General features: G+C 62.7%; 10 protein-coding genes. 8 read left to right on the top strand and 2 right to left on the bottom strand.

Annotated elements, in window-relative coordinates; genetic code table 11:
- Positions 1–340 precede the first annotated feature (340 nt).
- From KUV49_RS08020 to KUV49_RS08010, 3 genes are read left to right on the top strand one after another with little or no spacing between them, the layout of a single operon-like run.
- Positions 341–2,422, top strand: a complete 2,082-nt coding sequence (locus KUV49_RS08020) for a GumC family protein (protein WP_222449499.1) — start codon at positions 341–343, stop codon at positions 2,420–2,422.
- A 19-nt stretch (positions 2,423–2,441) separates the two neighbouring features.
- Positions 2,442–3,680 (top strand): glycosyltransferase, encoded by a 1,239-nt coding sequence (locus KUV49_RS08015; protein WP_222449498.1) that lies wholly within the window; start codon positions 2,442–2,444, stop codon positions 3,678–3,680.
- Positions 3,681–3,713: 33 nt separating this feature from the next.
- The gene (locus KUV49_RS08010; RefSeq protein WP_222449497.1) at positions 3,714–5,129 is read left to right on the top strand and encodes an oligosaccharide flippase family protein; all 1,416 of its coding nucleotides are present in this window, start codon (positions 3,714–3,716) and stop codon (positions 5,127–5,129) included.
- A 9-nt stretch (positions 5,130–5,138) separates the two neighbouring features.
- Here KUV49_RS08010 and KUV49_RS08005 read toward each other — a convergent pair whose 3' ends face one another.
- Entirely contained in the window at positions 5,139–6,668 is a 1,530-nt protein-coding gene (locus KUV49_RS08005; protein ID WP_222449496.1) for a hypothetical protein, read from the bottom strand.
- Between the two features lie 472 nt (positions 6,669–7,140).
- On the opposite strand from KUV49_RS08005, the gene KUV49_RS08000 reads away from it, so the two are divergent.
- Both KUV49_RS08000 and KUV49_RS07995 read left to right on the top strand, forming a co-directional pair.
- Positions 7,141–8,001, top strand: coding sequence for a phytanoyl-CoA dioxygenase family protein (locus KUV49_RS08000; protein WP_222449495.1), 861 nt, complete (start codon positions 7,141–7,143; stop codon positions 7,999–8,001).
- Complete coding sequence (locus KUV49_RS07995; protein WP_222449494.1) at positions 7,998–9,152, top strand: FkbM family methyltransferase; 1,155 nt, start codon at positions 7,998–8,000, stop codon at positions 9,150–9,152. The genes KUV49_RS08000 and KUV49_RS07995 overlap by 4 nt, the downstream gene beginning before the upstream one ends.
- A gap of 87 nt (positions 9,153–9,239) precedes the next feature.
- Here KUV49_RS07995 and KUV49_RS07990 read toward each other — a convergent pair whose 3' ends face one another.
- Complete coding sequence (locus KUV49_RS07990) at positions 9,240–10,211, bottom strand: LysR family transcriptional regulator (RefSeq protein WP_222449493.1); 972 nt, start codon at positions 10,209–10,211, stop codon at positions 9,240–9,242.
- A 139-nt stretch (positions 10,212–10,350) separates the two neighbouring features.
- Between KUV49_RS07990 and KUV49_RS07985 the strand changes: the two genes are divergently transcribed.
- The 3 genes from KUV49_RS07985 (at position 10,351) to KUV49_RS07975 (ending at position 12,629) form a co-directional block, all read left to right on the top strand.
- The gene (locus KUV49_RS07985) at positions 10,351–11,127 is read left to right on the top strand and encodes a transporter substrate-binding domain-containing protein (RefSeq protein WP_222449492.1); all 777 of its coding nucleotides are present in this window, start codon (positions 10,351–10,353) and stop codon (positions 11,125–11,127) included.
- A 179-nt stretch (positions 11,128–11,306) separates the two neighbouring features.
- On the top strand, positions 11,307–11,954 hold the full coding sequence (locus KUV49_RS07980; protein WP_222449491.1) for an amino acid ABC transporter permease: 648 nt from the start codon (positions 11,307–11,309) through the stop codon (positions 11,952–11,954).
- 18 nt (positions 11,955–11,972) lie between these two features.
- A complete protein-coding gene (locus KUV49_RS07975; protein ID WP_222449490.1) occupies positions 11,973–12,629 on the top strand; it encodes an amino acid ABC transporter permease in 657 nt (218 codons plus the stop codon).
- Positions 12,630–12,646: the final 17 nt, after the last annotated feature.

Here is a 12,646-nt window from a genome sequence, read left to right as displayed (position 1 = left end):
CCTGGAACGAGAGCGATCGTCGGCTCGATCGCACAACGCGAATCATCATGCAGAACACCCGAAACCTGATTTCCCGAAACCCCGCTCAGCGTTCACTTTTACGCACGAATAGCAACAATTCTCCAAGACTGTTCACATTCTGACCCAAGATCAAATGCATTTCCCGGTATTCGTTGACTCGCAGCGGCGCTCCCAAGCTTAATTGGACGGGGGTTTTTACGAATTTAGTATCCCAGCCGCATTCGGATCGGCATGTATACGTGTCTGTCCGTCCGCTTGAAAAGCGGCGTGATTTTGACGGCAGGGGAAGACAAGTGATTGTAGTTTGGAGTGGTCTCGGATGAATACGGTCTTCCCGGAGTCCGACCGGATGCGGGTCGACGCGTCGATGCACGGCGCAAGCAGATCGCGTGATCCCGACGCCGTCGACATGCGCGCGCTTCTGGGACAGTTCTTGCGCCGCTGGAAGCTGATCCTGGGCCTGAGCGCGTTGGCCGCCTACACGGCCTATTTCCTCGTCAGCCTTCTGCCCTTCTCCTATTCCGCGACAACGAAAATCCTGCTCGATCCAAGCCGTGCCCAGTTTCTCACCGGCATCGAGGTTCTTGAAAACCGCGAACCGTCGCAACAGGTGATCAACGGCGAAATCGCGATTCTGACCTCCAATCTCCTGCTTCAGGATGTCATCGAAACGGTCGGGCGCGAGCGTATCCTCGCCCTCGTTCCGGAACTGAAGGAACTGCCGCAGGAAACGCTCATGGACGGGCTCGTCTGGGCGGTGCGCGAACGACTGACGGTCTGGGCCGAAAACGAAAGCTATGTCATTGTGATGTCGTTTTCGTCTCACGATCCACAACTCACGATGGACCTGCCCAACGTGCTGGCAGAGCGTTACCTCGCCAACCAGGTCGACACCCGCAGGCAAACGATCCGACAAGCCGGAAGCTGGCTCGAAGAGCGGCTGGAAGCGCTTGGCGATGAAGTGGCCAAGACGGAAGAAGACGTCGCCAAGATGCGGACCGAAAGCCTGCTTGCGAATGGCGGCACGCTGGAAAACGCCAGCGAACAGATATCGAGGCTGAACAATCAACTGGTCGAAGCGCGCGCCGCGCGCACGACGGCCGAGGCGCAGATGCTTCAGCTGCGTCAGGTCATGGAAAACCAGGGCCCGCTTGCGGCCGCGGCCCTGGTGCCAAGCACTGCCATGGACGACCTGCAAGAGCGCGCTGTCGATTTGCGTCAGCTTGACGCCGGATGGGCGGAAACCGTGGGGCCCGATCACCCCCGCCGCGCCCGCATCCTCCGCGATCTGAAACAGATCGAGGACGAAATCGCCCTGGAAGTGCGCCTTGAACTGGAGAATCTCGAAAGCGGATACGAGGTCGCGCGGCTGAGTGAGGACGCGATCGGCGAGACCATCAGCCAGATGGAACGGCGCGTCGTCGAAATGTCCCGCGGAGAAATCGCCCAGCGCAAGACCGAACGGCAGGCACAGGCCGCACGCCAGACCTACGAGGCATTGCTTTCAAAGCTCACCGACGCGCGCACGCAGGAACGCCTGCAAAACGCCGAGGCCAAGCTGATCGAGCGCGCCACCCTGCCGTTGAGCCCCTCCGCGCCGAGGCCGAAGCTGATGGCAGCGCTGGCCGGCACCACGATGCTGGCCCTAGTATCGGTCTGGGCCTTCATGGCCGAATTGACCGCAACGACCTTCCGAACGCCCAGGGAGGTCGCCGACGAGATCGGCCTACCCGTTGTCGCCACCCTGCCCGCCGAACGCTGGTTCTCGACCCGCGGTTTCCTGAAACACATTCGAAAGAAGCCGTATTCACCTTTCGCCGAGAACATTCGCAAGCTCATGACGATGCTGCTGATGCGCGATGAGTTCGCGATTTCCACAAGCGTGACGGTGCTGTCCACAAAGCCGGGCGAAGGCCGCACGACCACGGCGCTGGCCTTGGCGGAAGTGTCGGCGCGCTCCGGTCGCGCCGCGATTTTCGTGGATTTCGACCTGCGCCAGGCAACCGTGTCACGGCAATTCCATTGGAAGGTTCAGCATGACCTGGCAGACGTAATCGCAGGGGAGTGCGACCTGAAACAGGCCATCAGCACGCCTGACGACATGCCGTTCGACGTTCTGGTGTGCGCACGCCCCTCTCCCGAAATCGCTGAGGAGCTTTCGAGCCTGGACATCGAGGCGATCGTCGAAGAACTCAAAGAGCTCTACGATATGGTCATTCTGCAGGGACCTGCGCTCCTGTCCTCGGCCTTTTCCGTCATCGTCGCCAAGGCATCGGACAATCGTGTTCTTGTCATCGAAAGCGAAAAGACCAGGCGCACCGAAGTGAAGGAAGGGCTGGCCATGCTGCAAAAGCTGCGACTGCCGGTCGAAGGCATTGTGTTAAACAAGTTGCGCACGTAGGCGAAAAGGTCCCAATGGCATGAGTACGGTCGACGCATCCCTCGTTCAACCCCTCGATCCCGGGCACTCCGGCCCGTCCAAGGCCGAGGTGCGTGCGTCTGCGTCCCACGGCCCCGCAATTCTGCACGGGGCGCAACCGCGTGTCGCACTGATACATTACTGGTTGGTCGGCATGCGCGGCGGTGAAAAGGTGCTTGAAGCTCTGTGCCGCCTCTTTCCCGATGCCGACATCTACACGCATGTCTACGATCCTGGCAAAGTCAGCGCCACGATCCGGCGCCACAGGGTCTTCACGACGAACATCGCGCGGCTGCCGATGGCGCGGCGCTTTTACACCAAGTATGTCTCGAAGATGCCGCGCGCATTGGAAGACCTGGATCTGTCCGGCTACGACCTCGTGATTTCGTCCGAATCCGGTCCCGCAAAGGGGGTGATCCCGCAACCCAATGCCCTGCATCTAAGCTATGTGCATTCCCCCATGCGCTACATCTGGGATCAGTACGGCCTCTACCGCAAGAACACCGATCCGCTCACCCGGGCACTGATGGGGCCCTTGACCAGCCGGTTGCGAAGCTGGGACGTGACGAGCGCTGCACGGGTCGATGATTTTGTGGCGAATTCGCATTTCGTGCAGCGCAGGATCATGAAGTACTGGCGGCGCACGTCGCACGTGATCCATCCGCCCGTCGACGTGTCGGCCTTCGCCCCTGCGCCCGATACGGAAGTCGGATCGTTCTATCTCTATGCCGGCGAACTGACCTCCTACAAACGCCCCGATCTCGCGATCGAGGCGTTCAATCGCCTCGACAAGCCCCTGATCGTCATCGGCGGACCTGATAAGGCGCGACGGGCCCTGGCCCGGGGCGCCGGGCGCAACATCCGCTTCCTGGGCCGTGTCTCGGACGAAAAGCTGAAATCCTACTTTGCCGCGTGCCGCGCCCTGATCTTTCCCGGCGAAGAGGATTTCGGCATCCTGCCCGTGGAAGTCATGGCGGCGGGTCGGCCCGTGATCGCGTATGGTCGCGGCGGCGTGCTCGACACCGTGGTGGACGGAGAGACAGGCCTTCTGTTCCACGACCAGACGGCCGATGCTCTGGTCGACGCGGTGCGCCTGTTCGAATCCGAACAGCTGCAACGGCTGGACAGCCGGCTCATCATCTCGCATGCCGCGCGTTTCGACGAGACCCAGTTCCGAGACAGGTTCATCGACCTGTTGGAATCACACGGAATTCAGACAGTAAGGCCAAAGGGGCCCTGAGCCTTTGGCGCGATCGGATCGGGAAGGGATTTGATGCTGCGGACCCTCTTGTCGCCTTTCGCCGTCGGCGTCGCCTCCAGGGTGGTGTCTCAGGTCTGCGCCTTCGTGCTCATCCTCGTGGCGTCGCGCGCGCTGGACCTTGCGGAATTCGGCAGCTTCGCAATCGCCTCGGCCCTGTGCGTTATCTTCACCACCCTCATGTACACCGGCGTCTATCAGACGATCCTGCGCACCAAGGACCTGCCAGCGGATCGCGACACGCTTTTCGCGCTGCAATTCGCGATCGGCGCCGCCGGGTCGATGACGATGGTTCTCATCGGTCTGTCCATCGGCAACCTGTCGGACCTTGGAACGGCCTTCGCCCTGGTTGGCCTCGCCCCTATTCCGGTCCTCGCCTCGTTCAGCGCATGGCTCGAAGCCCATCTGGTGCGCGACGGTCGGGTTCGGGCCACCGCAATCCTGGTTCTGCTGTCAGAGCTGGTGGCCCTGGCGACGGCCGTTGGCATGTTCCGGGCAGGCTTCGGCATCGAGGCCCTGGTCATGTCGCGCCTGACCTCGATGGCCTTCATCCTGGTGCTCTATGCAGCGCTCGTGCGCATCGTGCCGAAACCCCGCATCAAGCTTGCGACCATCCGCAGCGGCCTGCGCGAGGCGTGGCCGCTCTGGGGCTCGTCCTCGCTGGGCATGCTGTCGAACTATGGCGCGGACCTGATCCTCGGCGCCTTTCTCAATCCCGCCGCGGTGGGCGCCTACCGGGCCGGCTCGCGCATCGCGAACACCGCCGCGGACGTCGTGACACAGCCGATGGGCATCATCAGCTGGGCACAATTCGCGCGCAAGGAAGCGTCGGACAACCAATCTGACATCCGAACGCTCTGGAAGAACAATGTCGCGCTGTGCTTTGCCCTCATGGCGCCGGCCATGATCACCGTCAGCGTCCTGGCGTCCGATATCGTCACGGCTGTGTTTGACCCCTCCTGGGCCGCCGCCGTCACGATCATCTCGATCATCGCAATCGCGCGCCTCATAGAAAGCCTCAGCTTTCTTCTCGAGCCGACGCTGACATGCCTGGGCCGTTCAAGGCAGCAGTTCTTCGTGCGGCTGGGCGACACGCTGTTGCTTGTCACGCTGCTCTTCGCCATCGGCCGGCACTCCCCCGAAGCCGCGGCGCTGGCGGTCCTGCTCAAGACCTGTGTGACCATGTGCGTATCGGTGACCCTGATGATGCGTGCCGCCGGAATCACCGTGTCCGACCTGGTAGAGATCACGCTGCCCGGGCTTGGCCTGACCGCCTTGTGCCTGTCGGTGATCTATATTGTCGGCCTATTCCCGCTTGCGGGCGGCTCGGCGACCCTCTTGCTGGCCACTGCCGCAGCCGAGGTCACCGTCTGGTCGATCTGCATCGCTGCTCTGTTGCGCAGCCGGATACTGGTGATGCCCGCGATCTGACCTGCCCGTTCACCGTTTGCGAACGTCGAAGATCACCTGTCCGTCCAACACGTCGATATGGTGGATGCCGATGGTGCCGGGCACCTGCCGCGGCGTGATATGGCGCACCAGCTTTTCCTGGTAGCGGTCCATATCCAGCGCCTCGATCTCCATGATGTTCAGCCCGTACCCATACGTGCCATGCGAATTGTCCTGGCTCGGGCGAAACAACCGCCCGTCCTGCTGAAACACGCGCCCTCCCCCGCGCGCGGTGCGCGAGTTGACCACGACCGGGTTCATCGGATGCGGGATGATCTCGGCAAGGTCCGGTCCGTCAACGCGAAACAGATGCAACTCGGAGCAGAAATCATCGAAACTGTCCTCGCAAAGATTGGTGAACAACCACCAATCCCCGCCCACCTTGGCCAACGTGCTGTCGGACGCGCTTACACCCTCCATCGCCGTTGCATGCAACGTCCACCCCAGCGGAAAGTCGGTCGCCCGCCAAAGTTCCAGCCTTTTCCCTTCGCTCGTTTCGGGCAGCATGAAGATGTCGTCGCCGTGCTGAAACACGAACGGATAGGACAAGTGATAAGAGGTCCGGATCGCATCCCCGACGAAGTCCAGCCGCCCCTCGTTCAGACGGCCTGCCGCGATATGTCCGCGCCCCGAGCGATAATCGAATACCTCGAAGAACACATGGACCTCGCCCTGATGCGCAATCAGGAACGGATCTGCCCAGTACGACCCGGCAGGCGCGTCGAACTCGACCGCCGAAACCGGATCGAAGGTCAGCGCGGTGCCCTCCGCCAGGCGCAAGCAAAATCTTCCGGGACGCCCGCCCATGCGCGCACGGATCGTGTTGGCGCTGCGCACCGCCGCTTCCGCCGCAACGCGCCCGACATATTGCGGCAGCTGAAGAACCGACGCTGCCTTGTCGTCAGGCACCTCGTCCGGCAGCTCCTCCAGCACCGGCACCTCGCACAGCGCAAGGCGCGCCAACTGGCCGGTCAGAAAGCGCACGGCCTTCTCGCGTTGAAACAGCAGGTTGCGCGAGGCCAGGAACTTGGTGTCGAACTCCGTTTCGGCAATCCTCCGCCAGCCCTCTTCCTCCGACGTGAAACTCCACAGGCGGACCGGCGTGACCGGCGCATTGGTCACCGCGGCATGAAGCCCGCTCTCCGGATCGACCGTCGAAAGCCGCCAAATTCCATGTTCCGCGTTTCCGGCAAGCTCTTCGACGGCAGGAATTCCCGAATCGTCGAGGATCAGGTCAAGGTCCGGCACAATCCCGGGATCGGCGGGCAGGATGTCCCGGTCATGCAGGCCGGGTATCGGTACGTCCCGCGCCGTTTGCCGGGTGACGGCCGTTTCAAGCGCCAAAGCGGACGACATCAGGCTGGTTGCGCTTGTCGCCTCCTCGCCCGAGGCGACAATGCACACCAGGTCGACCAGGTCCATGTCATCGAGGATTTCGACCAGACGCGCACTGTCAGGTCTTGCCGCGTTGGGATCGGCGAGCACCAAACCGACGCGCAAGGGCCGCTGGTCATCCTGCATTGCAGCATCCGGCTAGTCGACAAGGCATAGGATTGCGGCCGCGGTCAACGCACCGTCGGCCCGTGTGGAATTGCAAATTGTTCAGATCCGTCACCGTCTTCTCCCTGTGGCACTCGTTTCGACAAGTCACCTTGCAATCCCTGACCCGCTCGCTTTCAGCCTGTCGAAAATGGTAGCCATCGCCAGCACGCCAATCTACCCCAAAGGCGATCACACGCGACACTTCCCTCCGGCCTTCGGGTGACTCCTTCGGTCGAGGCGCACGAATCGGCAAGGCCGCACGTGTGGCCCCGGCTCCAAAACCGCCGACGCAGCGGAGAGGCAGAACCCTTAAGCTGCGCCTCCCAAACAGGACTTCAGACTTGCGATAACCGAATGCGATCGCGATACTGACCCCGTTTGATTTTGGCTGGTTCGATTAATTTATCAGTGCGCTGACACCCTGGTAATTGAAGCTTGGGAGTGTGACGTCATGGGCGAGACCGACCTCGACACCACAGTGCTTACGCACGGCGTGGCGGAGCAGACCGCGACGACCGGCGACATCGAGAGATGCATCGAAGAGTTGCGGATCAACGGATACGCGCTCGCGCCCAGCGGTCTTGAAGAAAGCGAACTCGCCCAGGCCCGGGACGTACTTGACAAGGTCTATGCCCAGCAAGCCGAAGAGGTCGGTGGCGAGGACAATCTGCGGCTCATGAAAGACGCGAATATCGCGCGTGCCGTCTGTGCCTACGATCCCCTCATGCTGAAAATCGCCACCCTGCCGGTCATCCTGGAGGTCGCCGCCGCGTTCCTCAGGCAGTATTGCGTGCTGATGTCTCACAACGGCATCCTGAACCAGCCGGGGCGCGACCATTACCAGTTCACCTGGCATCGCGACCTGAACTACCAGCACTACACATCGTCCCGGCCGCTGGCCCTCAGCGCCCTGCTGGCGGTTGATCCGTTCGACGAAGTGACGGGTGGAACCTATGTGCTGCCGGGGACGCATCTATTCGAGGCTTTTCCGTCGGAAGATTTCGTCCGCAACCACCAGAAAGTGGTGAAGTGCCCGCCCGGGACGATCATCTTCTTCGATGCCATGCTGTATCATCGCACCGGCAAGAACAACTCGAACGACGTGCGGCGCGCCGTCAACCACATCATCACGCCGCCGATGCTGCGCCAGCAGTACAATTTCAAGGAAATTTTCGCGCAGCGAGGCGTCGAAGTCGAGGATCCGAAGGTGCGGGACTACCTTGGCTTCGAATACGAGATCCCCAAGAGCGTCAAGGACTGGCGTGAAGGCAAGATCGAAGCGGCCCGTGCGGCCAGGGCACGCCAGCCGTGACCCTGTCTAAAGCGGCACAGACCGACCTGAGAGCCATCCTCTCCGAGACACCGCAAGAGGCCCGGGAGCGATCCCGCCGCAGGCTTGACCTGGCGCTGCCCGACACGGGCAACCTCGCCCTCTTCGGGGCTGGCAACACCGGGCGCGAGGTCCTGAAACGTCTGCGCCGCGCAGGTGTCGAGCCGGTTGCCTTCATCGACGACACCCCCGCAAAGCAGGGCACGACGATCGACGGCCTGCGGGTCATGGGCCGGCAGCAGGCAGCGGAAACGCTCAAACCCGACGTGACCGTTCTGGTTACGGTACTGAACCCCAAGCTGACCTTCGTGCAGGCACAGGCCTTGCTGGCCCAAACCGGGCTGAAAGCCGAGAGCTTCATGCTGTCGACCTGGCTGTTTCCCGAAGAATGCGACGGGCTTTGCAACGTGATGCCACCCGAGGCGGTCCTGCGCGAAAAAGACAGCATCCTGGCATGCGACGCGCTCTGGGCCGATGCGATTTCGCGCGAGACATTTTCCAGGCAGATCGCATGGCGCGTGTCGCTCGATTTCACCCGTCTTCCCGTTCCGCGACTGGACGATATCTATTTTCCGAAGGATCTCGATATCAATCTGAGCCCGAATGTCTTTTTTGTCGACGCGGGCGCCTATGACGGGGACACGCTGGCAGACTTCCTGACGCATTCCCGAGGCGTGTTCGAAGGTGCCGTCTGTATCGAGCCCGACCCCGAGAACCACGCCCGCCTCGAACGGCGCATCGCGGACCAGCGTCTGGGCGATCGCGTGACGGCTCTGAATTGCGGGCTTGGCGCCAAAGCGGGCGTCTTGTCGTTCAATGCCACGGCCGACATGAGCGCCGCCTTCGACGCAGGCGGCACTGTCTCGATGCCGGTCAAACGGTTGGCTGACGTGATGCCTGCCGGGCAACCGGCCTATGCGAAATTCGATATCGAAGGGGCCGAGTGGGACGCCCTGAACGGGTCGGCAGAGCATGTGACGGCCAACAACCCCAAGCTCGCTGTCAGCGTGTACCACCTCCCCGAGGACCTCTGGAGGCTGCCCCTGCTGATGGCTCGGTTGCTGCCCACCCGGCGGATCTACCTGCGTGCGCACGGCGTCGACGGGACGGATGTCATCTGCTACGCCGTCTGACGTGCGGGTCCTCTCGCGCCATCGCCGAACCTGCGATACCAGCGCCTGGATCGGGCCGATGCCCCGCAGGATTCGCGCCCGATCCCGTCAGACCGGCGCCGACGCGCCATAGGTCCGATCCTGCAGCGCGGTCCGCGACAGGCTGTCCTCGACCGCCTCCAGGAACTTCGCCTCGGCCTCGGAGTGCCGGCGCGACGGGTTGCTCAGCAGGTATATGTCGACCATCGGCAGATCATCGAACGGGGGCAGCTGGCGGATTCGACCCGCCGCCACGTCCTGCGCCGCCACGTGCAGCGGCAGCGCGCCGATCCCCACATTCGCCATGATCATGCGCCGGATCTCGTTCAGGCTGGACGACACGCCGCGCCAATTGCGCGACAGGTTCAGCCGGGCCCGCAGCTGCGAGATCGCCTCCAGCGGTCCGCCTTCCGCCTCGGTCTGGAAGGCCACGAAGGGCTCGCCCTCCAGATCCTCCGGCAGGATCGCATCCGCCCCGAACAACGGATGCCGCGCGCCGCAGTAAAGGCCGAAATACTCGCGGTAAAGCACCATCGTCCTCAGGTTCTTGGGCACCGTCGTCAGCAGGCAGATCCCGAAACTGGCGCGGTTGAGCTTGATCATCGTCTCTACCTCGTCGCTCTCGAATACCGTGAAGGAATAGGTCACGCTGGGATGCGCCTGCGCAAAGCGGTTCAGCACACCGTCGAAATGCTCCGATATCACCGACGAGGTGATCGCGATGGACAAATGCCCGCGCAGCTCGGCCTTGTCCTCGTCCAGGATCGCCGGGATCTGCGACACCGTGCCGAAAATCGTCGCGCATTCCGTGTAAAGAACCTGACCCGCCCGGGTGATCGTGAACTCGTTGGGTTTGCGGATCACCAGTGTCTTGCCGATGCTCTGCTCCAGCCGCTTCAGGGCCGCCGACACCGTTGGCTGTTTCAGGCCCAGATGGCTCGCCGCCTTCGAGATGCCGCGCTGTTCGACGATCACCATGAAGGTACGCAACAGGTTCCAGTCCAGGTTCCACGGAAAGCGACGGCGCTGCGGCAGGCTCATAGATTTCCTCTATAGTAAGAATGCTTATTATTTATTTGCGCGATAATTCCGACCATGCAAGGCTTTTGCACAAGCGGCGTACGCCGCCAATGCTGCACGGGCAAAAGACCCGGCGCCGAAAATCAACATGGAGACACATATGACAATCCGCCGAACCGTTCTGAAATCCGTTGTCGCGGCCATGGGCCTTGCCGTCGCGGGCCTCGCCCCCGCCGCCGCGGAAGAACTTGAAACCCTTAAGGAAAAGGGTGTCATCCGCATCGCGATGTCCGGCGCCTACCCGCCGTTCAACTTCGTCAACGACCAGAACGAGGTGGTGGGCTTCGACCCCGCCATCGGCACCGAGATGGCCAAGCGCATGGGGCTCGAGGCCGAGATCGTCACCACCGCGTGGGACGGAATCATCGGCGGGCTTCTCTCCAACAAGTACGACGCCATCGTCGGCTCCATGACCATCACCGAGGAGCGGGACGAGGTCGTGGATTTCGTCGGTCCGTACTATTCCGACAAGCGCGCCATCTTCACCCAGCCCGGCTCGGGCATCACCAGCCTGGAGGATCTCGAAGGCAAGAAGGTCGGCCTCACCTTGGGTGAAACGCACGAAGACTGGGCGCGCGAAAAGGGCTACAACGTCAGCACCTACAAGGGCCTGCCCGAACTTCTGCTGGAGCTTGAAAACGGCCGCGTCGACGCCATCGTGAACGATTCCATCGCCGCCATCCTCGCCATGGGCGAGAAGGGCCAGGAATACGAGATGTTCGCCGATCCCACGACCGAACCCTTCGGCGCGGGCATCGCCATCCGCGAAGGCAGCCCCGAACTGGCCGCCGCCATGCAGGAGGCGCTGGATTCCATGATGGAAGACGGCACCTACATGGAAATCGCCGAAAAGTGGGTCGGCGCGGACATCCGCTAGGCCCTTCCGCCCCGCCGCCATCGCAGGTCGGCGGGGCCGTCCGGGCTCCTGACCCGGATTGGACCGGCTGACGGCCCGGGCGCGGTGCGCCTTGCCCCTGACCTGTTCAGCCACGCTCCCGATTTAGCCGGACTGTCTTCGCCACGCCCCGGCCCCGCGACCTGCCAGAAGGACACGCCATGGACATAGAGTTGATGCAAAGGGTCTATCCCTTCTTCCTTCAGGCCGCCTGGGTGACGATCCAGCTCTCGGTCCTGACGGCCCTGCTCGGCCTGACCTGCGGCGCGCTCGGTGCCGCGATGCGCCTGTCGCGCCTCGCGGTCTTCCGCTTCCTCGGCGCGGCCTATGTCAGCGTCTTTCGCGGCACGCCCGCGCTCATCCAGCTTTTCATCCTCTATTTCGGCGGCCCCCAGGTCGGCATCCAGCTCGACGCGTTCGAGGCAGGCGTCATCGGCCTCGGCGTCAACGTGGGCGCCTACATGACCGAAACCATCCGTGGCGCGATCATCTCGATCCCCAAGGGTCAGCGCGAGGCGGCCCGCACCCTCGGCCTCAGCCGCTGGCAGGCGTTCTACAACACGACCCTGCCCCAGGCCGCGCGCCTGATGGTCCGCCCGCTTGGCGTGAACCTCAACATGCTGATCAAGTCCACGGCGCTGGTGGCCGCGATCTCGGTCGTCGAACTCACCTACACCGCGCAGCGCTACATCGGCTCCACCTACAAGCCGTTCGAAATGTTCCTGCTCGCGGGCATTCTCTACATGATCATCATCTACGCCACCGGCCGGGCTGTCGCCTGGCTGGACCGCCGCGTCCAGATCAACTGACCGGAAAGGAAAACCAGAATGGGCCTCGACTTCACGGTTGTTCCGGAACATCTCGACGTGATCCTGCTGGGTTGCCTCTGGACGATCTTCATCGCCGTCGCCGCCGCGCTGGTCAGCTTCTTCGGCGGCATCATTTTCGCGGTCATCGCGCTCTACGCGCCGTGGATCATCCGCCAGCCCTTCCGCCTGATCGAATGGGTCTTCATGGGCACGCCGCTGCTCCTGCAGCTCTTCCTGATCTATTTCGGCCTCGTGCAGATCGGCATCGACCTGCCCGCCTTCGTCGCCGGCATCATCGGGCTGGGCCTGCACTTCGCGGTCTACAATTCCGAACTGATCCAGACCGCCATCCTGTCCGTCGACAAGGGCCAGATGGAGGCCGCCCGCACCGTCGGCCTCAGCCGGGGCCAGGCGCTGCGCAAGGTGGTCATCCCGCAGGCCGTGCGCGACGTGATCCCGCCCATCGGCAACAACATGATCGCACTTCTCAAGGACAGCGCCCTGGTGTCGGTGATCGGCGTCAGCGAGCTGACTCTCTCGGCCCAGCGCGCGATCGGTGCCACTTACAGGCCGTTCGAGTTCTACCTCGTCGCCGCCGCCTTCTACTACGTCATCAACCTCTGCATGGAATGGGTGCAGCGCCGCATCGAGCGCCGCATCGCAATCTCGCGCTGATCGTCAGGAGACAGACC

The sequence above is a fragment of the Roseovarius atlanticus genome, assembly GCF_019802205.1.
GTDB classification, from domain to species: Bacteria; Pseudomonadota; Alphaproteobacteria; order Rhodobacterales; family Rhodobacteraceae; genus Roseovarius; species Roseovarius atlanticus_A.
The sequence above is the reverse complement of the archived record's forward strand: the minus strand, read 5'-3'. Positions and strand labels throughout refer to the sequence as shown.

Excerpts from the sequence above, each read along its gene's own strand:
- KUV49_RS08015 (WP_222449498.1), top strand. The coding sequence starts at position 2,442 with ATGAGTACGGTCGACGCATCCCTCGTTCAACCCCTCGATCCCGGGCAC.
- KUV49_RS07975 (WP_222449490.1), top strand. The coding sequence starts at position 11,973 with ATGGGCCTCGACTTCACGGTTGTTCCGGAACATCTCGACGTGATCCTG.
- KUV49_RS07990 (WP_222449493.1), bottom strand. The coding sequence starts at position 10,211 with ATGAGCCTGCCGCAGCGCCGTCGCTTTCCGTGGAACCTGGACTGGAAC.
- KUV49_RS08010 (WP_222449497.1), top strand. The coding sequence starts at position 3,714 with ATGCTGCGGACCCTCTTGTCGCCTTTCGCCGTCGGCGTCGCCTCCAGG.
- KUV49_RS08000 (WP_222449495.1), top strand. The coding sequence starts at position 7,141 with ATGGGCGAGACCGACCTCGACACCACAGTGCTTACGCACGGCGTGGCG.
- KUV49_RS07985 (WP_222449492.1), top strand. The coding sequence starts at position 10,351 with ATGACAATCCGCCGAACCGTTCTGAAATCCGTTGTCGCGGCCATGGGC.
- KUV49_RS07980 (WP_222449491.1), top strand. The coding sequence starts at position 11,307 with ATGGACATAGAGTTGATGCAAAGGGTCTATCCCTTCTTCCTTCAGGCC.
- KUV49_RS08020 (WP_222449499.1), top strand. The coding sequence starts at position 341 with ATGAATACGGTCTTCCCGGAGTCCGACCGGATGCGGGTCGACGCGTCG.
- KUV49_RS08005 (WP_222449496.1), bottom strand. The coding sequence starts at position 6,668 with ATGCAGGATGACCAGCGGCCCTTGCGCGTCGGTTTGGTGCTCGCCGAT.